This window comes from Nioella aestuarii (genome assembly GCF_050896395.1).
In the GTDB taxonomy this organism is placed as follows: domain Bacteria; phylum Pseudomonadota; class Alphaproteobacteria; order Rhodobacterales; family Rhodobacteraceae; genus Nioella; species Nioella aestuarii.
In genome coordinates this window covers 40,879-60,429 of sequence record NZ_JBPBBA010000026.1, presented here as the reverse complement: position 1 = coordinate 60,429, position 19,551 = coordinate 40,879, and the positions used below count along the sequence as shown (strand labels likewise).

At 59.7% G+C, this 19,551-nt stretch carries 32 protein-coding genes and 1 riboswitch; of the genes, 26 read left to right on the top strand and 6 right to left on the bottom strand.

The features are described 5' to 3' along the window. Nucleotides 1-312, top strand: a 312-nt coding sequence (locus ACROHD_RS14560) for an EF-Tu C-terminal domain-related protein (protein WP_490166577.1), incomplete at its 5' end; no start/stop codon positions are given. A gap of 127 nt (nt 313-439) precedes the next feature. Here the strand turns inward: ACROHD_RS14560 and ACROHD_RS14555 are convergent. Beyond that, the gene (locus ACROHD_RS14555) at nt 440-1,120 is read right to left on the bottom strand and encodes a lysophospholipid acyltransferase family protein (RefSeq protein WP_432678875.1); all 681 of its coding nucleotides are present in this window, start codon (nt 1,118-1,120) and stop codon (nt 440-442) included. A 372-nt stretch (nt 1,121-1,492) separates the two neighbouring features. On the opposite strand from ACROHD_RS14555, the gene ACROHD_RS14550 reads away from it, so the two are divergent. The 7 genes from ACROHD_RS14550 (at nt 1,493) to ACROHD_RS14520 (ending at nt 5,899) form a co-directional block, all read left to right on the top strand. Next, nucleotides 1,493-2,062, top strand: coding sequence for a hypothetical protein (locus ACROHD_RS14550; RefSeq protein WP_432678873.1), 570 nt, complete (start codon nt 1,493-1,495; stop codon nt 2,060-2,062). A gap of 215 nt (nt 2,063-2,277) precedes the next feature. Beyond that, a complete protein-coding gene (gene rpsJ, locus ACROHD_RS14545) occupies nt 2,278-2,586 on the top strand; it encodes a 30S ribosomal protein S10 (protein ID WP_275568361.1) in 309 nt (102 codons plus the stop codon). Nucleotides 2,587-2,599: 13 nt separating this feature from the next. After that, complete coding sequence (gene rplC / locus ACROHD_RS14540; RefSeq protein WP_432678871.1) at nt 2,600-3,322, top strand: 50S ribosomal protein L3; 723 nt, start codon at nt 2,600-2,602, stop codon at nt 3,320-3,322. Then, nucleotides 3,319-3,939: a 50S ribosomal protein L4 gene (gene rplD, locus ACROHD_RS14535; protein ID WP_432678869.1), complete on the top strand. Its 621-nt coding sequence runs from the start codon at nt 3,319-3,321 to the stop codon at nt 3,937-3,939. Before rplC ends, rplD begins: the two co-directional genes overlap by 4 nt. Then, on the top strand, nt 3,936-4,232 hold the full coding sequence (locus tag ACROHD_RS14530) for a 50S ribosomal protein L23 (RefSeq protein ID WP_432678867.1): 297 nt from the start codon (nt 3,936-3,938) through the stop codon (nt 4,230-4,232). Before rplD ends, ACROHD_RS14530 begins: the two co-directional genes overlap by 4 nt. Before the next feature lie 147 nt (nt 4,233-4,379). Further along, entirely contained in the window at nt 4,380-5,252 is an 873-nt protein-coding gene (locus ACROHD_RS14525) for a TylF/MycF/NovP-related O-methyltransferase (protein ID WP_432678866.1), read from the top strand. A 155-nt stretch (nt 5,253-5,407) separates the two neighbouring features. Further along, a complete protein-coding gene (locus ACROHD_RS14520) occupies nt 5,408-5,899 on the top strand; it encodes a P-loop nucleotide/nucleoside kinase family protein (protein ID WP_432678864.1) in 492 nt (163 codons plus the stop codon). An 86-nt stretch (nt 5,900-5,985) separates the two neighbouring features. Here ACROHD_RS14520 and ACROHD_RS14515 read toward each other — a convergent pair whose 3' ends face one another. Beyond that, on the bottom strand, nt 5,986-6,540 hold the full coding sequence (locus tag ACROHD_RS14515) for a hypothetical protein (protein ID WP_432678862.1): 555 nt from the start codon (nt 6,538-6,540) through the stop codon (nt 5,986-5,988). Between the two features lie 422 nt (nt 6,541-6,962). Here ACROHD_RS14515 and rplB point away from each other — a divergent pair, with 422 nt between their 5' ends. Genes rplB through rplP form a run of 5 tightly spaced genes read left to right on the top strand, consistent with a single transcriptional unit; the run spans nt 6,963 to nt 9,620 of the window. After that, complete coding sequence (gene rplB, locus ACROHD_RS14510; RefSeq protein WP_432678860.1) at nt 6,963-7,805, top strand: 50S ribosomal protein L2; 843 nt, start codon at nt 6,963-6,965, stop codon at nt 7,803-7,805. Between the two features lie 3 nt (nt 7,806-7,808). After that, nucleotides 7,809-8,087: a 30S ribosomal protein S19 gene (gene rpsS, locus ACROHD_RS14505; RefSeq protein WP_432678859.1), complete on the top strand. Its 279-nt coding sequence runs from the start codon at nt 7,809-7,811 to the stop codon at nt 8,085-8,087. Nucleotides 8,088-8,090: 3 nt separating this feature from the next. Then, complete coding sequence (rplV, locus tag ACROHD_RS14500; protein WP_432678858.1) at nt 8,091-8,471, top strand: 50S ribosomal protein L22; 381 nt, start codon at nt 8,091-8,093, stop codon at nt 8,469-8,471. Continuing rightward, nucleotides 8,471-9,193: a 30S ribosomal protein S3 gene (gene rpsC, locus ACROHD_RS14495; protein ID WP_432678856.1), complete on the top strand. Its 723-nt coding sequence runs from the start codon at nt 8,471-8,473 to the stop codon at nt 9,191-9,193. The genes rplV and rpsC overlap by 1 nt, the downstream gene beginning before the upstream one ends. A gap of 13 nt (nt 9,194-9,206) precedes the next feature. Then, nucleotides 9,207-9,620 (top strand): 50S ribosomal protein L16, encoded by a 414-nt coding sequence (rplP, locus tag ACROHD_RS14490; RefSeq protein ID WP_127556842.1) that lies wholly within the window; start codon nt 9,207-9,209, stop codon nt 9,618-9,620. A 195-nt stretch (nt 9,621-9,815) separates the two neighbouring features. Here rplP and ACROHD_RS14485 read toward each other — a convergent pair whose 3' ends face one another. Next, nucleotides 9,816-10,601 carry a TIGR00266 family protein gene (locus ACROHD_RS14485; protein WP_432678854.1) on the bottom strand — a complete coding sequence of 262 codons (786 nt, stop codon included), beginning with the start codon at nt 10,599-10,601 and terminating at the stop codon, nt 9,816-9,818. Between the two features lie 192 nt (nt 10,602-10,793). Here ACROHD_RS14485 and ACROHD_RS14480 point away from each other — a divergent pair, with 192 nt between their 5' ends. Then, the gene (locus tag ACROHD_RS14480; RefSeq protein ID WP_432678853.1) at nt 10,794-11,609 is read left to right on the top strand and encodes a cyclase family protein; all 816 of its coding nucleotides are present in this window, start codon (nt 10,794-10,796) and stop codon (nt 11,607-11,609) included. A gap of 38 nt (nt 11,610-11,647) precedes the next feature. Here ACROHD_RS14480 and ACROHD_RS14475 read toward each other — a convergent pair whose 3' ends face one another. Further along, nucleotides 11,648-12,268, bottom strand: coding sequence for a 2OG-Fe(II) oxygenase family protein (locus tag ACROHD_RS14475; RefSeq protein ID WP_432678852.1), 621 nt, complete (start codon nt 12,266-12,268; stop codon nt 11,648-11,650). A 230-nt stretch (nt 12,269-12,498) separates the two neighbouring features. Between ACROHD_RS14475 and rpmC the strand changes: the two genes are divergently transcribed. From rpmC to rpmD, 11 genes are all read left to right on the top strand, one after another. After that, nucleotides 12,499-12,705 carry a 50S ribosomal protein L29 gene (gene rpmC / locus ACROHD_RS14470; protein ID WP_432678851.1) on the top strand — a complete coding sequence of 69 codons (207 nt, stop codon included), beginning with the start codon at nt 12,499-12,501 and terminating at the stop codon, nt 12,703-12,705. 4 nt (nt 12,706-12,709) lie between these two features. Continuing rightward, nucleotides 12,710-12,940: a 30S ribosomal protein S17 gene (rpsQ, locus tag ACROHD_RS14465; RefSeq protein WP_432678850.1), complete on the top strand. Its 231-nt coding sequence runs from the start codon at nt 12,710-12,712 to the stop codon at nt 12,938-12,940. 75 nt (nt 12,941-13,015) lie between these two features. Beyond that, nucleotides 13,016-13,384 carry a 50S ribosomal protein L14 gene (gene rplN / locus ACROHD_RS14460; protein ID WP_007427594.1) on the top strand — a complete coding sequence of 123 codons (369 nt, stop codon included), beginning with the start codon at nt 13,016-13,018 and terminating at the stop codon, nt 13,382-13,384. A 1-nt stretch (nt 13,385) separates the two neighbouring features. Further along, the gene (gene rplX, locus ACROHD_RS14455; protein ID WP_432678849.1) at nt 13,386-13,697 is read left to right on the top strand and encodes a 50S ribosomal protein L24; all 312 of its coding nucleotides are present in this window, start codon (nt 13,386-13,388) and stop codon (nt 13,695-13,697) included. Beyond that, nucleotides 13,690-14,253 carry a 50S ribosomal protein L5 gene (rplE, locus tag ACROHD_RS14450; protein WP_432678848.1) on the top strand — a complete coding sequence of 188 codons (564 nt, stop codon included), beginning with the start codon at nt 13,690-13,692 and terminating at the stop codon, nt 14,251-14,253. Before rplX ends, rplE begins: the two co-directional genes overlap by 8 nt. 21 nt (nt 14,254-14,274) lie before the next feature. Further along, nucleotides 14,275-14,580 (top strand): 30S ribosomal protein S14, encoded by a 306-nt coding sequence (gene rpsN, locus ACROHD_RS14445; protein WP_432678847.1) that lies wholly within the window; start codon nt 14,275-14,277, stop codon nt 14,578-14,580. 15 nt (nt 14,581-14,595) lie between these two features. Then, on the top strand, nt 14,596-14,988 hold the full coding sequence (gene rpsH, locus ACROHD_RS14440; RefSeq protein WP_071688975.1) for a 30S ribosomal protein S8: 393 nt from the start codon (nt 14,596-14,598) through the stop codon (nt 14,986-14,988). 12 nt (nt 14,989-15,000) lie between these two features. Then, nucleotides 15,001-15,534 (top strand): 50S ribosomal protein L6, encoded by a 534-nt coding sequence (gene rplF, locus ACROHD_RS14435; protein ID WP_432678845.1) that lies wholly within the window; start codon nt 15,001-15,003, stop codon nt 15,532-15,534. An 11-nt stretch (nt 15,535-15,545) separates the two neighbouring features. Next, the gene (gene rplR / locus ACROHD_RS14430; protein ID WP_432678844.1) at nt 15,546-15,905 is read left to right on the top strand and encodes a 50S ribosomal protein L18; all 360 of its coding nucleotides are present in this window, start codon (nt 15,546-15,548) and stop codon (nt 15,903-15,905) included. A gap of 129 nt (nt 15,906-16,034) precedes the next feature. Continuing rightward, complete coding sequence (gene rpsE / locus ACROHD_RS14425) at nt 16,035-16,610, top strand: 30S ribosomal protein S5 (protein WP_420397048.1); 576 nt, start codon at nt 16,035-16,037, stop codon at nt 16,608-16,610. 12 nt (nt 16,611-16,622) lie between these two features. Continuing rightward, nucleotides 16,623-16,811 (top strand): 50S ribosomal protein L30, encoded by a 189-nt coding sequence (rpmD, locus tag ACROHD_RS14420; protein WP_071688940.1) that lies wholly within the window; start codon nt 16,623-16,625, stop codon nt 16,809-16,811. Nucleotides 16,812-16,862: 51 nt separating this feature from the next. Here the strand turns inward: rpmD and ACROHD_RS14415 are convergent, their stop codons facing one another. Continuing rightward, complete coding sequence (locus ACROHD_RS14415; protein WP_432678843.1) at nt 16,863-17,486, bottom strand: sulfotransferase family protein; 624 nt, start codon at nt 17,484-17,486, stop codon at nt 16,863-16,865. Between the two features lie 76 nt (nt 17,487-17,562). Beyond that, a complete protein-coding gene (locus ACROHD_RS14410; protein WP_432678842.1) occupies nt 17,563-18,129 on the bottom strand; it encodes a gamma-glutamylcyclotransferase family protein in 567 nt (188 codons plus the stop codon). A gap of 73 nt (nt 18,130-18,202) precedes the next feature. Then, nucleotides 18,203-18,292, top strand: a riboswitch (glycine riboswitch). A 145-nt stretch (nt 18,293-18,437) separates the two neighbouring features. On the opposite strand from ACROHD_RS14410, the gene gcvT reads away from it, so the two are divergent. Beyond that, nucleotides 18,438-19,538 (top strand): glycine cleavage system aminomethyltransferase GcvT, encoded by a 1,101-nt coding sequence (gene gcvT, locus ACROHD_RS14405; RefSeq protein ID WP_432678841.1) that lies wholly within the window; start codon nt 18,438-18,440, stop codon nt 19,536-19,538. The last annotated feature ends 13 nt before the right edge of the window (nt 19,539-19,551 follow it).

Sequence of the window (19,551 nt, the reverse complement as noted above, 5' to 3'; positions counted from 1 at the left end):
GTTCTGTGCAAGCCGAAATCTGTGAACCCGCACACCCAGTTCGAAGCCGAGGTCTACATCCTGACCAAGGAAGAAGGTGGCCGTCACACGCCGTTCTTCGCGAACTACCGCCCGCAGTTCTACTTCCGTACCACGGACGTGACCGGCACCGTTCAGCTGCCCGAAGGCACCGAGATGGTGATGCCCGGCGACAACCTGAAGTTCACGGTTGAGCTGATCGCCCCGATCGCCATGGAAGACGGCCTGCGCTTCGCCATCCGCGAAGGCGGCCGCACCGTGGGTTCCGGCGTCGTGTCCAAGATCCTCGCATAAGCGACCGGATCACCAAGACAAACAGAAAGGCCGCCCAATCGGGCGGCCTTTTTGCTTGGCCCGCAGCACCGGGCCCTTGTCCTTTCGGAAGATCGATTGCCGACATTCCTGCCCTTTGACCCCGAGGCTAGGGATTGCGCCCGTAAACAGCGTCCAACTCTGCCACCTGATCATTCATGAAGCCCTGCAAATCGATCCGCAATGCTTCGAAATCGTCGCTCTGGCGCGGAACCTGCCGATCCCATTTTTGCCACTGAAGCGTCATGCGATTGAATGGCAAGGGCAGCATCATCCTGTCCCAGGTCGGTAAGGCCCAGGACCTTTTGCACGAGAAGGTGAAGACGAAAATCGGAACGCCGGATGCCCGTGCCCACTGAATCGGGACGATCTTGCATTCGAAAGCCGGCCCGCTCGACCCATCCGGTGACATGCAGATCGAAATGCCCTGCCTCAGCCCCCCGAGAAGGCTGCGCATCTGGCTCGTCCCCATTGTTCCAGGCGGCAGAGGGGTGGTCTTGAACCCGAAACGTTTCAGCATCTGGCCGACTATGCGCCCCGGGCGTTTGTGCGAGGTGAGGCTGTTGCAGCGGTCCTCATTGCCGGGCATCAGGAAGGGCGACATCATGATCCGCTGGTGCCAGCAACAGATGATCACGCCCCGATCGGTCCCGATGGCCTCTTCGACCTCAGCCCATCCCTTTCGGTCGATGCGCGAGGTGGCTGCGACGAAGCGCATCCATCCGGAAAGCAGGCTGGACATGACGAAGAAAAAGCCCGGCCCGTTGATGATCCGTGATCGCAAACTCATTGTGCCCCCTTCTCTCCGCACCCCTGCTTATCCTGCAGGACCCGCATGTTTCAATCTGTCAAGTACATGAGGCGTAGGGTAGCACGACGATCCCCCTGCTTTCCCAGAAGTCTGAGTGGCAGGTCCGGTTGCCGGTCGTTTCTCGGTACCTGACAAGCAGGTTTCCTGATCTCAAAGGCGGTCAGTGTTGACATGCGGACAGGCGACAGCGGCATTGCCGAGCGGGCCTTTTTGATTTGCAGGGCCCAGTACACTCAGAGCGTATATCTATTTTACCAGACGAGGAGCGCAGTGCCGGCGCGCGCGGGGCGATCCGAACGGCAGTTGCTATCACTTTATCCAAGCCAAATTCATCGAACCTCTCAAGCTCGCATGTCCCTCACCAAATCGCCTCCGCGTCGGGACGCGTCGGCAATGCGCGGTGGCTTCGCCTTGTTTCCGCGCTCGAACAACATGAGCGACTTCGAAAGGGGTACTTCAATGCTTGAGTGCGCTTTGTTGACTCATGCGAGTTGGCATGTGAGCGTTTCAGAAATGTGGGCTATCTTTTCGATTGTATTGTTCTATCTCGCTGGCGCGTTCGCAGCCATTGGTATGTTGCCTGAGACCTGCACACAAGGCGGCGCTGCTGGGCCTTACTTAGTGTGTTATTCCGGTCCCCTGTATGTTCTCGGCTTGCTCGCCCTGGCTAAATCAGAGGCTGGGCCCATTGTTCTGGTTGTATGCGCACCTCTTATTGGTGTTCTGGGCTGGCAATTGGTCTATGCAGTCAATCTGGCTCCTGTGATTTTTGGAGAAGTTTCCGTTTGCGAGGCCCTGACCGGAATGCGCCACCCCATGACTGGGCACGAAGTGCAGCTTGGGATCGCTTGGCTAACGATGGCTGTTTTCGTTCCCCTTCAGATTTTTTGGATCATCTGGCGTAGACGAGCTGACTATTGATCTGCGAGTGGGGCGTGGGTAGCCACTCGGCCCGAGTGAGCTGAAATCCCCAACTTTCCCCTTGCCCCACCACTCCATCCCGCGTATAGCGCGCGGGTTCGCTAATGCGGACTGCTTGAGAAGCGGGATTCGATCCCGCTTTTTGAGTTCGAAGAGGGCCGGAGGAATGAGCCGCCGGTCGTCCTATCAACTCTAAGCCTGAAAGGGCGAATGACATGCAAAGTCAGAACATTCGTATCCGGCTCAAGGCGTTTGACTATCGTGTGCTGGATGCGTCCACGCAAGAGATCGTCAACACCGCCAAGCGGACCGGCGCGCAAGTTCGCGGACCGATCCCGCTGCCGAACAAGATCGAGAAGTTCACGGTTCTCCGTGGCCCCCATATCGACAAGAAGAGCCGTGACCAGTGGGAAATCCGTACCCACAAGCGTCTGCTCGACATCGTCGACCCGACCCCGCAGACCGTGGACGCGCTGATGAAGCTCGACCTCGCTGCTGGCGTCGACGTTCAGATTTCGGTCTAAGGAGGGCAATCAGATGCGCTCTGGATTGATCGCCAAGAAGGTGGGCATGACCCGCCTGTTCATGGAAGACGGCAAGCAGATCCCTGTGACCGTTCTTCAGCTTGATAACCTGCAGGTCGTGTCGCAGCGCACCACCGAGAAAGACGGCTACTCTGCCGTTCAGCTCGGCGCTGGCACCCCGAAGGTCAAGCGTGTTTCCAAGGCCATGCGCGGCCATTACGCCGGTGCTGGCGTGGCCCCTAAGCGCAAGCTGGCGGAATTCCGTGTGACCCCTGACAACCTGATCGAAGTGGGCGCCGAACTGTCGGCTGAACACTTCCTGGAAGGCCAGCGGGTCGACGTGTCCGGCACCTCGATCGGTAAAGGCTTCGCCGGTGCCATGAAGCGGCACAACTTCGGTGGTCTTCGCGCCTCTCACGGTGTGTCGATCAGCCACCGTTCGCACGGTTCGACCGGTCAGTGTCAAGACCCCGGCCGCGTGTTCAAAGGCAAGAAGATGGCTGGCCACATGGGCGCCGTGCGCGTCACCACCCAGAACCTGGAAGTCGTTAAGACCGATGCAGACCGTGGTCTGATCATGGTCAAGGGCGCTGTTCCGGGCTCGAAGGGTGGCTGGGTCACCATCAAGGATGCCGTGAAGAAGAAATTGCCCGATGGCGTTCCGTTCCCCGCAGCCGTGAAGTCGGCCGCAGTGGAAGCGCCGGTCGAGGCTCCTGCTGAAGGAGCGGAAGAATGAAACTTGATGTGATCAAGCTCGACGGCGGCACTGCCGGTTCCGTGGAACTGTCCGAAGATCTCTTCGGTCTGGAACCCCGTGCCGACATCCTGCACCGCGTCGTTCGGTGGCAGCGCAACAACGCCCAGGCCGGCACCCACAAGGTGAAGACCCGGTCGGAAACCAGCTACTCGACGAAGAAGATCTATCGCCAGAAGGGCACCGGTGGCGCACGCCATGGTGACCGCAACGCGCCTATCTTCCGCAAGGGTGGTGTCTACAAGGGCCCGACCCCGCGCAGCCACGGCCACGATCTGCCGAAGAAGTTCCGCAAGCTCGGCCTGCGTCACGCCCTGTCCGCCAAGGCGGCAGCGGGTGAGCTGGTCGTTCTGGACAGCATCTCGATGGACGTCGCTAAAACCTCGGTCCTGGCCAAGCAGGTCAAGGAGCTGGGTTGGAAGCGCGCGCTGATCATCGACGGCGCTGACGTGGACGCAAACTTCGCCAAGGCCGCGCGCAACATCGAAGGTCTCGATGTTCTGCCGACCATGGGCGCAAACGTCTATGACATCCTCAAGCGTGATACGCTCGTGATCACCAAGGCGGGTGTCGAAGCACTGGAGGCTCGACTGAAATGAGCGCGAAGGCAGAACATTACGACGTGATCCGCAAGCCGGTCATCACCGAAAAGTCGACCATGGCGTCCGAGAACGGTGCCATTGTCTTCGAAGTGGCGATCGACGCGAACAAACCCCAGATCAAGGAAGCGGTTGAAAACCTCTTCGGCGTGAAGGTGAAGGCCGTGAACACGACCATCACCAAGGGTAAAACCAAGCGCTTCCGCGGCCAGCTTGGCAAGCGGAAGGACGTGAAGAAGGCCTATGTGACCCTCGAAGAGGGCAACACGATCGACGTATCGACTGGCCTCTGATCGCCATGTAGAACATTTAGTACGGCCCGACTTCGCACGAAGCCGGGCCGTACTTGTTGATACCGATGCAGATGCGCATAGTGTCTTCTGCGGCATCTTTGATAAGACGGAACGCAGTTTGCACCGTGGCCGATAAGGAAACTAGCTTTGACCTCTCCAGACATCACCAGGCCAGCGATCACTGACCTCAATCTCTTCAAAGAAGTCCTGACCGCGTCTTGCTACAACGAAAGCGCGTGGCAGATACTTGATGCCTATGATGTCGCGAAAGGCGTGGCCGCAGGGGGGGACAAGTCGCTGCGATCACGTGTCCGGCGCTGGATTGCTCGGACGGCTAAGAAGCGCGGATACGCTGTGGTGAGACAATTGCCGTTTGATCCGGCGAGACGTCAGGGCGGTGAAGATTGGCCGCTGTTTGGCTATACGATGGTTGGCCATAAGCGCCTGGATAATATCGAGTTCTGCCTTGAAACCGTGCTTGCAGACGGCATTGAAGGGGATGTCATTGAAACCGGTGTTTGGCGCGGTGGCGCCATGATGTTTGCGAAAGCTCTGCTGGATCTTCGCGGAGCTACGGATCGTTCAGTCTGGTGTGCTGACAGTTTCGAGGGTCTGCCCAAGCAATACGGCAGGGATCTTGAAATTGCGGATGATCCAGAACTCAGTGGAAGCAGCACCCTCGCTGTTACGCAACAAGCTGTAGAGGCAAATTTCCGGCGGTTTGATCTTCTGGATGACCGAGTGAAGTTTCTGAAAGGCTGGTTTAGCGATACCCTGCCGACCGCGCCGGTTGAGAAGATTGCCATCGCGCGTTTGGACGGTGATCTTTATGAATCCACGATGGACGCCCTTGTCAATCTGTATCCCAAGGTATCCCCCGGTGGGTTTGTGATTATTGATGACTACGGATCCTGGAAAGGCTGCCGTGCCGCTGTGGATGAGTATCGGGATGAACACGGCATCGATGCGCCAATCGAGCGAATTGACGACCACGGCTATTTCTGGCGCGTACCCAAGTAAGGGCTCTTCCGAGTTTGTGGCCTGTCGTGGATGGCCCAGTTTGGCCTGATCTTCAGGTCTGTATTGTTAACCGAACCCTCGGTGAAAGCCGGGGGTTTTCTTGTTTCATAGATGCCCCATATGATCTGGACTGGATAGAAGAAGAGAATTTGATCATGGCGAGCGGGCAAGCCGAACTGCATTTCCTCTGCGGCAAGATAGCGGCGGGCAAATCGACACTGTCCAAGGCACTGGCGGCGGAGCATCGCGCGGTGGTGCTGTCAGAGGATGAGTGGCTGCCGCTGCTCTACCCAGACGAGCTGCTGACGATCCCTGACTATATGCGCTATTCCACCCGGCTGAAGAAAGTCGTGGGCCCGCTGGTGCGCGACCTGCTGGCGGCGGGGGTGAGCGTGGTGCTGGATTTCCCGGCCAACACGATCGAACAGCGCCGCTGGATGAAAGACTTGGCCGATAGCACCGATGCGCCGCACATGCTGCACTATCTCGACGTCCCCGATGCGGTCTGCAAGGCCCGGCTGAAGGCGCGCAATGCAGATGGAGAGCACCCGTTCGAGGTGACAGATGAACAGTTCGAACAGATCACCAGCCACTTCGTGCCGCCGAGCGAAGGGGAGGGGTTTGCGATAATCGTGCACGTGGCGTAACGCGGGTTGGTCAACCACTGGATGCGAGTTCTAAAGCCGTTCTGCTAAGGGACCGAACTCGTTGCATGACGGGATTGTTGCAATCACTAGTTCAAGTTGAAGATGTCCCAGTCTTCGAAGTGTTCAGTCCAATCACGACTTTCAGGTATCCGCTCACCACAAGCAATCTGTTCACGGGCATCCTTCTTGAGACCACGGCCTTCAACACAAATCGTCTTTGAGTGCATCTTCAAGATCCAGGGATAGAGGTCATAACTGTCTTTGACGCCATGCGTTGTTTCTAGCTTGTCCAGCAAGGCGTCGGGCCGAATATTAACAAACATTGGCTTAGTCTTTCGTGATCTGGAAATGAGTATTAATGACCAAATTTCTGCGGGACTGTTTGCGATCTTCTCGTGAGAAAATTTAAACCAACCACCTGCGAGTTGCCGCTTGTCAAATTCAGTTTTTGCAAGCGCGTTGCTGTAGTCTCGGGACATTTTTACTTGGACCGATACTGACTTCTCCTGACCGGGCACTGTGATAAGAAAATCAATACCTCTGTCTTTCGCAGGAATCCACAGATCGGCTGACGGAAACAGTTTTTCGATGGCTTCACCAAAGACGAATTCACCTGCATGTATTGTAAAGATTGGACGCATTGATTTCCTCATCAACGTCAGGCTCAGGACTATGGCTATCGAATTCTGAACGTTTTGTCGCGCTCAAGCAAGGAGCGAGAGGCCGCCGCTCGATTGCCAGACTGCCCCCCGGCTGGCGATTGGGTGATTTCGGGTGCAACGTTCGTACGAAGTTCGGGTCTGGAGGGAAAATCTGAGCCCCACAGGTGTTGTCTCGCCATCCCGCGGTCTGGCGATCCCACGGCGTGCTCCCTTTGTCACCGACGGTGCTTGACCCCACCCCCCGAACCCCCTAAGAGACCCCATCGGCAAGGCCCCGGATTCGTCCGGGGCTCTGCTTTTGTTCGCAAGGACATTCACGACGGGCACCTACGGGGGCCTATAACATCAGGGTCTCGCAGCAGCTGCCGCATGACCCGCACAGAAAACGGAAGACAGTAAACATGGCACTCAAGTCGTATAAGCCGACGACGCCGGGCCAGCGTGGGCTGGTTCTGATCGACCGTTCGGAGCTGTGGAAAGGACGTCCTGTCAAGGCCCTCACCGAGGGTCTGACCAAGTCGGGCGGCCGGAACAACACCGGACGGATCACGATGCGCCGCCGCGGCGGTGGGGCAAAGCGTCTCTATCGCATCGTCGATTTCAAGCGGAACAAGTTCGACGTCACCGCGACCGTCGAGCGGATCGAATATGACCCCAACCGCACCGCGTTCATCGCCCTGGTCAAGTACGAAGACGGCGAGCAGGCCTATATCCTCGCGCCGCAGCGTCTTGGTATTGGCGACAAGGTGATCGCGTCTGCCAAGGCTGACATCAAGCCGGGCAACGCAATGCCGTTCTCGGGCATGCCGATCGGGACGATCATCCACAATATCGAGCTCAAGCCCGGCAAGGGTGGCCAGATCGCGCGCGCCGCGGGCACCTATGCCCAGTTTGTCGGTCGTGATGGTGGCTACGCCCAGATCCGCCTGTCCTCGGGCGAACTTCGCCTGGTGCGTCAGGAATGCATGGCCACCGTTGGTGCCGTGTCGAACCCGGACAACTCGAACCAGAATATCGGTAAAGCCGGTCGCAACCGCCACAAGGGCATCCGCCCCTCTGTGCGTGGTGTCGTGATGAACCCGGTTGATCACCCCCACGGTGGTGGTGAAGGCCGGACCTCTGGTGGCCGTCACCCGGTTACCCCTTGGGGCAAGCCGACCAAAGGGGCTCGTACCCGCAACAAGAACAAGGCGTCGCAAAAGCTGATCATCCGCTCGCGTCACGCCAAGAAGAAAGGGCGCTGATCCATGTCGCGTTCCGTCTGGAAGGGTCCTTTTGTCGACGCATACGTCCTCAAGAAGGCCGAAAAAGCTCGTGAGTCGGGCCGCAACGAGGTCATCAAGATCTGGTCGCGCCGCTCCACCATTCTGCCCCAGTTCGTGGGCCTTACCTTCGGCGTCTACAATGGCAAGAAGCATATCCCGGTGAACGTCACCGAGGACATGATCGGCCAGAAGTTCGGTGAATACTCGCCGACGCGGACCTATTATGGTCACGCGGCCGACAAGAAAGCGAAGAGGAAGTAAGCCATGGGCAAGGATAAGAATCCCCGCCGCGTGGCGGACAACGAGGCGATGGCAAAGCTGCGTATGCTGCGCACCAGCCCGCAGAAGCTGAACCTCGTCGCACAGATGATCCGCGGCAAGTCGGTCGACAAGGCCCTGGCCGATCTGACCTTCTCGAAGAAGCGGATCGCCGTAGACGTGAAGAAGTGCCTTCAGTCCGCTATCGCCAACGCCGAGAACAACCACAATCTCGATGTGGACGAACTGGTTGTCGCCGAAGCCTATGTCGGCAAGAACATGGTCATGAAGCGCGGTCGCCCGCGTGGCCGTGGCCGCTTTGGCCGGATCGTGAAGCCGTTTTCGGAACTCACCATCACGGTGCGTCAAGTTGAGGAGCAAGCCTAATGGGTCACAAGGTTAATCCGATTGGCATGCGCCTGCAGGTGAACCGCACCTGGGACAGCCGCTGGTACGCCGATACCAAGGACTACGGGAACCTCCTGCTGGAGGACATCAAGATCCGTGAGTTCATCCACGAAGAGTGCAAGCAGGCGGGTGTGTCCCGTGTGATCATCGAACGTCCGCACCGCAAGTGCCGCGTCACCGTTCACACCGCACGTCCGGGCGTGATCATCGGCAAAAAAGGCGCCGATATCGAAACCCTGCGCAAAAAGCTCGCGTCGATGACCGCGTCGGAACTGCACCTCAACATCGTTGAGATCCGCAAGCCCGAGCTGGACGCTGCCCTGGTTGCAGAATCCATCGCGCAGCAGCTGGAACGTCGTGTGTCCTTCCGTCGTGCCATGAAGCGCGCCGTGCAGAACGCCATGCGTATGGGTGCCCTCGGCATCCGCGTGAACGTTGCCGGCCGTCTGGGTGGCGCTGAAATCGCACGGACCGAATGGTATCGTGAGGGCCGCGTGCCGCTTCACACCCTTCGCGCCGACATCGACTATGCACATGCCGAGGCGTCCACGCCCTACGGCATCATCGGCATCAAGACCTGGATCTTCAAAGGCGAAATCATGGAGCACGATCCCGCTGCCCGTGACCGTCGCCACGCTGAAGCCCAGGAAGGTGGCGGACCGCGTCCTCAGGGCGGTGGCCGCGGCCGTCGTGATCGCTAAGGAGTAGAAGAAAATGCTGCAACCGAAGCGCACAAAATTCCGCAAACAGCACAAGGGCCGTATCCGCGGTGAAGCGAAGGGCGGGTCTGACCTGAACTTCGGCACCTTCGGCCTGAAGGCGCTGCAACCCGAGCGGGTCACCGCCCGTCAGATCGAAGCCGCCCGTCGGGCCATGACGCGTCACATGAAGCGTCAGGGTCGTGTCTGGATCCGGATTTTCCCCGATCTGCCCGTGACCTCTAAGCCCGTAGAAGTTCGTATGGGTAAAGGTAAGGGTTCGGTCGATTACTGGGCCTGCAAGGTCAAGCCCGGCCGGATCATGTTCGAGATCGACGGCGTGTCCGAGCCGATCGCACGCGAGGCCCTGCGCCTGGCTGCGATGAAGCTGCCGATCAAGACCCGCACCGTGGTCCGCGAAGACTGGTAAGTGGTGGGCAAACTGCCCACCCTACGACATCGAAAACCCCCGCCGAGAGATCGGTGGGGGTTTTCTTTTTTGCGCTGTCCATCCAGGTCACGGGCACGGTTTGACCAGAGGCGGGGCCAAGGCGGTTCGAACCGCCTTCCCACCCGATTTCGAAATCGGGTCAAAGCGCCTTCGAAGGCGCTTCCCCGCGCGCGCTTAACGATCCCCGAACATATCCCCCAGGCCGCCAAGGACAGACCCTTCGCCCCTGCTGCCATCCGGACCTGCCGCGCGCATGATGCGGTCGGCGAGGCGTGAGAAAGGCAGGCTTTGCAGCCAGACGGTACCGGGGCCTTTCAGGGTGGCGAGGAAGATGCCTTCGCCACCGAACACCATCGACTTCAGGTTCCCGGCCCGTTCGATGTCATAACCGACGCTACCATCCATCGCGGCAAGACATCCGGTATCGACGCGCAGGGTTTCGCCGGCTGCAAGCTCTCGCTTGATGACCGTGCCGCCCACATGGATGAAGGCCATGCCGTCGCCGTTCAGGCGCTGAAGGATAAACCCCTCGCCCCCGAAGAACCCGACGCCCAGCTTCTTCTGAAAGGCGATGCCGGTGGTGGTGCCGAAGGCGGCACACAGAAAGGCATCCTTCTGACAGATCAGCTCCCCACCGATCTCGGCCATATTCACGGGGATGATCTTGCCGGGATAGGGGGCGGCGAAGGCCACGCGCTTCTTGCCCTGACCGTTATTTGTGAAATGGGTGAGGAAGATGGATTCCCCAGTCAGCACCCGCTTTCCGACATTGAGAAGCGAATTCATGATCCCGCCGGTGGGCTGCGCCCCGTCGCCCATACGGCTTTCGAACCCGATCCCGTCTTCGAGGTAGTTCATGGCCCCCGCCTCAGCGATCACCTTCTCTCCGGGATCAAGCTCCACCTCGACGATCTGCATGTCGTCGCCGAAGAGCTCGTAGTCAACCTCATGGCATTGCATCTGAAATGTCCTTTCTGATGTGGGGGGCGTATATCCCCGCCCAAATGACGCGTGTCCTAACAAGGGGAAAGATCGGGGTTCGGCGCGCATCGGTCAAGAAGTCAGCCGCGAAATGTCCGCTTCCACACACCTATAGGGAGAATCCCGAAACCACGCTAAGCTCCATGTCATCCAACAACAGGGAGAAAGCTCATGTGCGATATCTGTGTGATGAACGCGGTGAAGGAACGGATGCTGTCGCGTCGCAGTTTCTTCAAGGCGACGGCAGGGGCAGGGGCGGCTGCAGCCGTCGGAGCCACGACCGCACTGCCTGCCATGGCGGCGGGGCACGGGGCGATCGAGGACCTAACCCATGCGCTGCATCATGACTTCCCCACCTGGGGCGGCGCACCGGGCTTTGCCATGGAGCAGGAGTTCAATTTCTCCGAACACGGGTTCAACCTGTTCCAGCTGCATATCGCCGAACACACCGGCACCCACATCGACGCGCCGTTGCATTTCTCGGCTGACGGGCTGTCGGTTGACGAAATCCCGGTTGGCAACCTGATTGCGCCGCTTTGCGTGATCGACATCGCCGCCCGCGCGGCGGAAGATGCAGATACGACCGTAACGCCCGACGATCTGCGCGCCTGGATCGCTGATAATGGCGATATCCCCGACAATGCCTGCGTGGCTATGTATTCCGGTTGGGGTGCCAAGGTAGACACCGACGGCTTCCGCAATTTCGATGGCGAGATGCAGCATTATCCCGGCTTCCACGTGGAAGCGGCGCAAATGCTGATGGAGGAGACCGGCGCAAGCTCCATCGCGGTGGACACGCTGTCGCTCGACCCCGGCAATTCGCAGGATTTCGCGACGCATTATTCCTGGCTGCCCTCGGGCCGCTTCGGGATCGAGAATGTCGCCAACCTGGACCGGCTGCCCGCGTCCGGCGCCACGATCTTCATCGGCGCGCCCAAGTTCCGGGGCGGCAGTGGTGGTCCGGCGCGCATTTTGGCGATGGTCTGATCAAACTCCTGCGCGCCTGCTGGCCGGGCGCGCGGGGCTTACTCCCAACGGTAGTTGAAGCTGACCGAGATGCGTTCCTCTTCGGCCATGTTCATCGGCACCTCGTGGCGCAGCCAGCTTTCCCAAAGCAGCACGTCGCCCACATCGGGTTTCACATAGATGAAGGTCTTCAGCTCCTCCCGCGCGCCTTTGAGCCGGGCCGGGGCGGCCATCATCCGGCCTGAGCGCGGGTCTTCAAGCTTCAGGGCGCTGGCCCCTTCGGGCATGGCCACATAGGTGGTGCCTGAAATGACTGAATGCGGGTGCAGGTGGCTGGAATGCATACCACCCTCGGGCAGGATGTTGATCCACAGATCCTCCAACACCAGCTTGCGGCTGTCGAGGTCGAATTCCAGATCCTCGGCAAAGGCCGCCACATGCTGATCCAGCACCTTCACCAGATCCGCGAAGATGGGAAAGCGCCAAGGCAGGTCGGTGAGCGAGGCGTAGGAGGTATAGCCGGGATAGCCATTCTCCTCGCACCACTCCTGCCCCGCCTCGTCATCCTCGGCGATCACGATGCAGGAATTGTCCAGCTCCTGCGGGTCGATGGCGGGGGCGAATTCCGACAAGCGGGCGCGGTAGAGGCGGGTCACGAAGAGGGAGGAGATATTGGGCATAAACGTGCTATTAAACTAAGGCGCGACTTCACGCGAGAGGCATCGCAGCCTTACGACAAAGGTTTTTCAATCTAACCCTTGCCCCCTGTGCCCAACCCTCTTATAGAGCGGCATCTGCCGAGTCCCCGGGCCCTGTCCGGGGATTCGTCGTTTGTCATATAACCACCAGGGCCAAGGTTACCCTCAACAACTCGAGGCGCCTTCTGGTGATTGTAGAAAAGGAAAAGGCGATGAACGCCCAGGAACTGCGTGACAAGACGCCGGATCAACTCCGCGACGAGCTTGCCAATCTTAAGAAAGAAGCCTTCAACCTGCGTTTCCAGCAGGCCACCGGCCAAATCGAGAACACCGCGCGTATGCGCACCGTGCGCCGTGATGCGGCCCGTGTTCTCACCGTACTGAACGAAAAAGCGGCTGCTGCCGCGGCGGAGGCGTAAGACAATGCCCAAACGTATCCTTACCGGCACCGTCACCAGCGACAAGAACGAACAGACCATCACCGTGTCTGTCGAGCGCCGCTTCAAGCACCCCGTGCTGCAGAAAACCATCCGTAAATCCAAGAAGTACCGGGCTCACGATGCAAACAACACCTTCAAGGTGGGTGACACCGTCCGTATCCAGGAATGTGCCCCCATTTCGAAGTCCAAACGCTGGGAGGTCGTTGCCAACTAAGGCACCGGCTTTTCAGACTGAACGAAACCCTGGGGGAACAAACTAGACCAGCCCCCACAGGTCGGGAGAAACCACATGATCCAGATGCAGACCAATCTGGATGTCGCTGACAACTCCGGCGCTCGCCGGGTGCAGTGCATCAAGGTCCTGGGTGGTTCCAAGCGTAAATACGCCTCCGTTGGCGACATCATTGTCGTCTCGGTGAAGGAAGCCATTCCGCGCGGCCGCGTGAAGAAAGGGGACGTCCGCAAGGCCGTCGTCGTGCGCACCGCCAAAGAAGTTCGCCGTGAAGACGGCACCGCCATCCGCTTTGACCGCAACGCCGCCGTGATCCTGAACAACGCAGGTGAGCCGGTCGGTACCCGTATCTTCGGGCCGGTTGTGCGCGAACTGCGTGCCAAGAACTTCATGAAGATCATCTCGCTCGCCCCGGAGGTGCTGTAAGATGGCTGCTAAGCTGAAAACCGGCGACAAGGTCGTCGTGCTGGCCGGCAAGGACAAGGGCAAGGAAGGCACCATTACTTCCGTGAACCCCAAGGCCGGCAAAGCCGTGGTGGAGGGCATCAACATGGCCATCCGTCACACCCGTCAGAGCCAGACCGATCAGGGCGGCCGCCTTCCCAAGGCAATGCCGATCGATCTGTCGAACCTGGCGCTTCTCGACGCAAATGGCAAAGCAACCCGCGTTGGCTTCCGCATGGAAGGCGACAAGAAGGTCCGTTACGCCAAGACCACGGGGGACGTGATCGATGCTTGATTCCGCAAACTACACCCCGCGTCTGAAGGCCGCCTACAAGGACAGCATCCGCGCTGCCATGAAGGAAGAGTTCGGCTACAAGAACGACATGCAGATCCCGCGCCTGGACAAGATCGTCCTGAACATCGGCTGCGGGGCCGAAGCGGTTCGCGATTCCAAGAAAGCCAAGTCGGCTCAGGAAGACCTGACTGCAATCGCTGGCCAGAAAGCTCTGACCACCACGGCCTCCAAGTCGATCGCCGGTTTCCGGGTTCGTGAAGGTATGCCGCTCGGCGCCAAGGTCACCCTGCGTGGCGACCGCATGTACGAATTCCTCGATCGCCTGATCACGATTGCAATGCCCCGTATCCGCGACTTCCGCGGCGTGTCGGGCAAGTCCTTTGATGGCCGTGGCAACTACGCCATGGGCATGAAGGAACATATCGTGTTCCCCGAGATCAACTTCGACAAGGTCGATGAGGTCTGGGGTATGGACATCGTGATCACCACCACCGCGAACACCGACGCGGAAGCTAAGGCGCTGTTGAAGCATTTCAACATGCCGTTCAACAGCTGAGCCGCGGAGAGGAAGTAGAACATGGCTAAGAAAGCAATGATCGAACGCGAACTGAAGCGTGAACGTCTGGTGGCAAAATACGCCGCCAAGCGCGCTGCGCTGAAGGAAATCGCGAACGATGAGAACTTGCCGATGGAAGAGCGCTTCAAGGCTCGTCTGAAACTGGCGAAACTGCCGCGCAACAGCTCGGCTACCCGTCTGCACAACCGTTGCCAGCTGACCGGCCGCCCCAAGGCGTACTACCGTAAGCTGAAAATGTCGCGGATCATGCTGCGTGAACTGGCCTCGTATGGCCAGATCCCGGGCATGGTCAAGTCGAGCTGGTAAGGAGGGTTTGACATGATGAACGATCCTATCGGTGATATGCTGACCCGTATCCGCAACGCCCAGATGCGTGGCAAGTCGACCGTGTCGACCCCGGCATCGAAGCTGCGCGCTTGGGTTCTGGATGTGCTGGCCGACGAAGGCTATATCCGCGGCTACGAACGTGGCACGGATGCAAAGGGCCATCCCACCATCGAAATCAGCCTCAAGTACTATGAGGGCGAGCCTGTGATCCGCGAAGTCAAGCGCGTGTCCAAGCCCGGCCGTCGCGTGTACATGAGCGTCAACGACATCCCGCAGGTCCGTCAGGGCATGGGTGTTTCCATCGTCTCCACGTCCAAGGGCGTGATGTCGGATGCAGCAGCACGCGGCGCCAATGTTGGCGGCGAAGTGCTCTGCACCGTGTTCTAAGGAGGTCTGGCAATGTCTCGTATTGGTAAGAAACCGGTCGAGCTGCCGTCGGGTGTTTCGGCATCCGTCTCCGGCCAGACCGTTGAAGTGAAGGGGCCGAAAGGCACCCGCAGCTTCACCGCAACCGACGATGTGACGATCACCATTGAAGACAACGCAGTGTCGGTAACTCCGCGCGGCAAGTCCAAGCGGGCCCGTCAGCAGTGGGGCATGTCCCGCACCCAGGTCGCCAATCTGGTGACCGGCGTGACCGAAGGCTTCAAGAAAGAGCTGGAGATCCAGGGTGTGGGTTACCGGGCACAGATGCAGGGCAACACCCTGAAGCTGGCGCTTGGTCTGTCGCATGACGTGAATTTCGAGGTTCCCGCCGGTGTCACCGTGACCGCGCCGAAGCCGACCGAAATCATCGTTGAAGGTATCGACCAGCAAGAGGTCGGTCAGGTTGCAGCAAACATCCGCGAATGGCGCAAGCCCGAGCCCTATAAGGGCAAAGGCATCCGCTACAAGGATGAGTATATCTTCCGCAAGGAAGGCAAGAAGAAGTAAAGGCGCGAAAAATGGCAAACAGCAAACAAGTCCTGTTCCAGAAACGCCGCCTGCGCGTCCGGAACAAGCTGCGGGCAACCGCGAATGGGCGTCCGCGCCTGTCGGTTCACCGCTCGAACAAGAACATCAGCGTTCAGCTGATCGACGACGTGAATGGCGTCACCCTGGCCTCCGCCTCCACCATGGAGAAGGATCTGGGCGTAGTCGGCAAGAACAACGTCGAAGCAGCCACCAAGGTGGGCGCGGCAATCGCCGAGCGTGCCAAAGCTGCTGGCGTCGAAGACTGCTACTTCGACCGTGGCGGCTTCCTCTTCCACGGCAAGGTGAAGGCTCTGGCCGACGCCGCGCGTGAAGGTGGTCTGAAGTTCTAAGACCCGTTTCGGGTCTCTTGCAGGCGGCGCCTTGCGGTGCCGCCTCGATGATCGGGGGGCCGGTTCCGGCCCACTTCGATTGAGACAAACCGGCGTGCAGGGCGCGCCACCAGGAAAAGGATGCCATCAATGGCAGAACGTGAAAACCGCGGGGGCCGTGGCCGCCGTCAGGAACGGGAAGAAACGCCCGAATTCGCAGATCGTCTGGTTGCGATCAACCGGGTCTCCAAGACCGTAAAAGGTGGTAAGCGCTTTGGTTTCGCAGCCCTCGTGGTTGTCGGCGACCAGCGTGGCCGCGTCGGTTTCGGCAAGGGTAAAGCCAAAGAGGTGCCCGAGGCGATCCGCAAGGCGACCGAGCAGGCCAAGCGTCAGCTGATCCGTGTGCCGCTGAAGGAAGGCCGCACCCTGCATCATGACGTCAAGGGCCATCACGGCGCTGGCAAGGTGACCATGCGCACCGCTCCGGAAGGTACCGGTATCATCGCCGGTGGTCCGATGCGCGCCGTGTTCGAGATGCTGGGCGTCAAGGACGTGGTTGCCAAGTCGACCGGGTCCCAGAACCCCTACAACATGATCCGCGCCACGCTGGACGGTCTCCGTAACGAGTCCTCCCCGCGCATGGTTGCGGCACGCCGTGGCAAGAAAGTGGCCGACATCCTGCGCAAGCCGGAAGCGGAAGCCACTGCTGAAGCCGCAGATTCGTAAGGAGACGCACCCATGGCAAAAACCATCGTCGTCAAGCAGATCGGTTCCCCGATCCGCCGCCCCGCCATCCAGCGTCAGACGCTGATCGGTCTGGGCCTGAACAAGATGCACAAGACCCGCGAACTGGAAGACACCCCTTCCGTCCGTGGCATGATCGCCAAGATCCCGCATATGGTCGAAATCATCGAAGAGCGCGACTAAGCTGCTCCGAGAGGTTAAGGAAGCGCCCCGGTCGAAAGGCCGGGGCGTTTTCTATTCCACGCCCTTTGCTGCGTCGGCTGCAGCGATTTTCTCGTGGAACTGATCCGGCCGGTTGCCAGACGGATAAGGCTCGGACGGAGCCTCGCAGCCCAGAAACGCGCATAGCGGCCCCCATCCGCTGCCAAGCTCATAGGTCAGCAGACGCTCGGACGGGATCGTGGCCTTCACCCGCGCGATGTGATCCTCATAGACACCAATGATATGGTCCCGATCATCCAGCCTGCCGGTAAAGACCTGGGCCCGGATAACTGCCGTGCCAAAGCTTTCGGGATCGGTGCTGTCCCTCAGAACCGGCAGAATTGTATTTTGCATACTATTGAACCAGCTTTCTGAATCGCGGACGGACAAGATGATCTTGGCCTCCGGGTAGTGGTCCGCCAACACGTCCCAGTAATGAGTGGAGGGCCAGTCGACCGTCGCGCGGAAGCCTTGAAAGACCTGATCCCAATCAGGGTCCGCACCCGCTGCGATGGCCCGCCATTTTTGGTTTAACTCCGGTCGTGCCATTACCTCGTGCATGTGGTGACACGGGCCAAACCCCAACATCTCCAACGCACGTTTCAAAGACTCGGTTCCGGTGCGGCCGAACCCGGCCCCGATGATCTCTAGCGTCATTCACCTGCCCCCGACATATCAATTCCAGAAGCTTAGCGCCCCTGTGCCGATTGTCGAACTCAAACTGTCAGCCAGTTCAGGGGCGTCTGTCGGTAAAGGCCACCCCAAGCCGCGCCAAGCGGCCATCGACGAAATCACGCTCCTCATCGGTCAGTCTCTGGTGGCGGGGATAGACGGGGTCGGCGCGATCCTGACAGATTGGCATGTCCCAGCCATGGGTGGTGGCAAAAAAGCGGTCGGCGCCCTCGGCCCCGAATTCCCGCAGATAGCCCTGCACGACCACGTCCAGATAGCTTTGCAGCAAGACGTGATCGCCCGATTCTTCTATATGATCTGCGCTTGCGCGATAGATCTGGATATCGGGTAATGGCGGGTGGTCATGGCGGATCTTCGCAACGGGCAGCCGGTGATAGGCCCGTTCGCGTTCATCGAGTGCCACCCAATCCGCGCCGGGTACGGCGGCGATCAGCCCGTCAATCTCCTCGCCATGCGCCTCGACAGCGGTCAGGAAGGCCACGCGACGCAGCTTTGATTTCTTCCATTCTCGCGCCCACCCGGTCACCGTCGCCTTCGCGGCGCGGGGATAGGCATGGGTGGATCGGTTCACGAGGCTGCCATAGCCAAAGAAAAACGGGTCGGACATGGGAATAGAGATGCCCGCGTATGCGGTTGCATGCAAGGGCTTGTCGGAATCAAAAAGATCGGTATTCTGCCCCTCGTTCAAGCAGGGAGAATCCGGTCTCGCGCCGGTGCCGAAGGAGCAACCGCCCCGGTAAACTCTCAGGCAGCAGGACCTGCTCGGACATCTGAACTCTGGAGAGAGGCGCGCCAATCGCGTCCGCCGAAGGGATAACGATCTCAGGCGAAAGGACAGAGGGGGCATCGTGACATGCGGATTACGCATGTTTTAGCGATGCCGGGCCAGCCCCGGTTGAGGAAAGGGGAGGCCGCATGAGCGATCTTAAACATTTGCCGTTGAAGGCATTGCATGAGGCGCAGGGCGCCAAGATGGTGCCGTTCGCAGGCTACGAAATGCCCGTGCAATTCGCCGCTGGCGTCATGGCCGAACATCAGCATACGCGCGAAAAGGCGGGTCTGTTTGACGTCAGCCACATGGGGCAGGTGCTGCTGCCACTGGCGGCGGATGCGGCGCTGGAGGCTCTGGTTCCGGTCGATGTGATCGGCCTTAAGGAAGGCCGTCAGCGCTATGGCCTCTTCACCAATGACGCGGGCGGTGTGCTGGATGACCTGATGATCGCGCGGCGGGCGGGGGATCTGTTCCTTGTCGTCAATGCCTCTCGCAAGGAACATGACATCGCCCATATGCGTGCCACCATCGAGGGCGTTGTCGAAGTGACCGACCGCGCGCTGCTGGCTTTGCAAGGGCCGCTGGCGGAACCCGCGCTGGCGCGGATGGTGCCGCATGTTGCCGACATGAAATTCATGGATGTGGCGCAGGTGGATTGGAACGGCGCAGAGCTGTGGATTTCCCGCTCTGGCTACACCGGCGAGGACGGGTTTGAAATCTCGGTCCCTGCCGATGCTGCCGAAGCGTTCGCAAGTGCGTTACTGGAGATGGAAGAGGTCATGCCCATTGGCCTTGGTGCCCGCGACAGCCTGCGGATGGAGGCTGGGATGCCGCTCTATGGAAATGACCTGGCCGAAGATATTTCCCCCATCGAGGCCGGAATGACCTGGGCCGTGAACAAGGTGCGCCGCGCGGGCGGCGACCGCGAGGGCGGCTTTCCCGGTGCGGACCGCATCCTTGACGAAATGCAGAATGGTGCCCCCCGGCGCCGCGTGGGCCTGCGCCCCGAAGGCCGCGCGCCGATGCGCGGCGGCGTGGCCCTGTTCGACGCGGCAGAGGGCGGCAATCAGGTAGGCGTGATCACGTCGGGTGGCTTTGGCCCCTCAATCGGGGCGCCGATTGCCATGGGATTGATTGACAGCTCGGTCCCTGCCGACATTACCCTTTACGGCGAGGTTCGCGGCAAGCGTTTGCCCGCCGCGCAGACCGACCTGCCGTTCCATAAACCCGATTACAAACGCTGATCCAACGAAAGGG

Excerpts from the sequence above, each read along its gene's own strand:
- ACROHD_RS14475 (WP_432678852.1), bottom strand. The coding sequence starts at position 12,268 with ATGCCCAATATCTCCTCCCTCTTCGTGACCCGCCTCTACCGCGCCCGC.
- rplR (WP_432678844.1), top strand. The coding sequence starts at position 15,546 with ATGGCAAACAGCAAACAAGTCCTGTTCCAGAAACGCCGCCTGCGCGTC.
- rplP (WP_127556842.1), top strand. The coding sequence starts at position 9,207 with ATGCTGCAACCGAAGCGCACAAAATTCCGCAAACAGCACAAGGGCCGT.
- rpmD (WP_071688940.1), top strand. The coding sequence starts at position 16,623 with ATGGCAAAAACCATCGTCGTCAAGCAGATCGGTTCCCCGATCCGCCGC.
- rplC (WP_432678871.1), top strand. The coding sequence starts at position 2,600 with ATGCGCTCTGGATTGATCGCCAAGAAGGTGGGCATGACCCGCCTGTTC.
- ACROHD_RS14410 (WP_432678842.1), bottom strand. The coding sequence starts at position 18,129 with ATGTCCGACCCGTTTTTCTTTGGCTATGGCAGCCTCGTGAACCGATCC.
- rpsJ (WP_275568361.1), top strand. The coding sequence starts at position 2,278 with ATGCAAAGTCAGAACATTCGTATCCGGCTCAAGGCGTTTGACTATCGT.
- ACROHD_RS14515 (WP_432678862.1), bottom strand. The coding sequence starts at position 6,540 with ATGCGTCCAATCTTTACAATACATGCAGGTGAATTCGTCTTTGGTGAA.
- rpsH (WP_071688975.1), top strand. The coding sequence starts at position 14,596 with ATGAACGATCCTATCGGTGATATGCTGACCCGTATCCGCAACGCCCAG.
- rplE (WP_432678848.1), top strand. The coding sequence starts at position 13,690 with ATGCTTGATTCCGCAAACTACACCCCGCGTCTGAAGGCCGCCTACAAG.
- rpsQ (WP_432678850.1), top strand. The coding sequence starts at position 12,710 with ATGCCCAAACGTATCCTTACCGGCACCGTCACCAGCGACAAGAACGAA.
- gcvT (WP_432678841.1), top strand. The coding sequence starts at position 18,438 with ATGAGCGATCTTAAACATTTGCCGTTGAAGGCATTGCATGAGGCGCAG.
- ACROHD_RS14415 (WP_432678843.1), bottom strand. The coding sequence starts at position 17,486 with ATGACGCTAGAGATCATCGGGGCCGGGTTCGGCCGCACCGGAACCGAG.
- rpsS (WP_432678859.1), top strand. The coding sequence starts at position 7,809 with ATGTCGCGTTCCGTCTGGAAGGGTCCTTTTGTCGACGCATACGTCCTC.
- rplD (WP_432678869.1), top strand. The coding sequence starts at position 3,319 with ATGAAACTTGATGTGATCAAGCTCGACGGCGGCACTGCCGGTTCCGTG.
- ACROHD_RS14550 (WP_432678873.1), top strand. The coding sequence starts at position 1,493 with ATGTCCCTCACCAAATCGCCTCCGCGTCGGGACGCGTCGGCAATGCGC.
- ACROHD_RS14480 (WP_432678853.1), top strand. The coding sequence starts at position 10,794 with ATGTGCGATATCTGTGTGATGAACGCGGTGAAGGAACGGATGCTGTCG.
- rpsC (WP_432678856.1), top strand. The coding sequence starts at position 8,471 with ATGGGTCACAAGGTTAATCCGATTGGCATGCGCCTGCAGGTGAACCGC.
- rpsN (WP_432678847.1), top strand. The coding sequence starts at position 14,275 with ATGGCTAAGAAAGCAATGATCGAACGCGAACTGAAGCGTGAACGTCTG.
- ACROHD_RS14485 (WP_432678854.1), bottom strand. The coding sequence starts at position 10,601 with ATGCAATGCCATGAGGTTGACTACGAGCTCTTCGGCGACGACATGCAG.
- ACROHD_RS14555 (WP_432678875.1), bottom strand. The coding sequence starts at position 1,120 with ATGAGTTTGCGATCACGGATCATCAACGGGCCGGGCTTTTTCTTCGTC.
- ACROHD_RS14530 (WP_432678867.1), top strand. The coding sequence starts at position 3,936 with ATGAGCGCGAAGGCAGAACATTACGACGTGATCCGCAAGCCGGTCATC.
- rpsE (WP_420397048.1), top strand. The coding sequence starts at position 16,035 with ATGGCAGAACGTGAAAACCGCGGGGGCCGTGGCCGCCGTCAGGAACGG.
- rplV (WP_432678858.1), top strand. The coding sequence starts at position 8,091 with ATGGGCAAGGATAAGAATCCCCGCCGCGTGGCGGACAACGAGGCGATG.
- ACROHD_RS14520 (WP_432678864.1), top strand. The coding sequence starts at position 5,408 with ATGGCGAGCGGGCAAGCCGAACTGCATTTCCTCTGCGGCAAGATAGCG.
- rplB (WP_432678860.1), top strand. The coding sequence starts at position 6,963 with ATGGCACTCAAGTCGTATAAGCCGACGACGCCGGGCCAGCGTGGGCTG.
- rplF (WP_432678845.1), top strand. The coding sequence starts at position 15,001 with ATGTCTCGTATTGGTAAGAAACCGGTCGAGCTGCCGTCGGGTGTTTCG.
- rpmC (WP_432678851.1), top strand. The coding sequence starts at position 12,499 with ATGAACGCCCAGGAACTGCGTGACAAGACGCCGGATCAACTCCGCGAC.
- rplX (WP_432678849.1), top strand. The coding sequence starts at position 13,386 with ATGGCTGCTAAGCTGAAAACCGGCGACAAGGTCGTCGTGCTGGCCGGC.
- rplN (WP_007427594.1), top strand. The coding sequence starts at position 13,016 with ATGATCCAGATGCAGACCAATCTGGATGTCGCTGACAACTCCGGCGCT.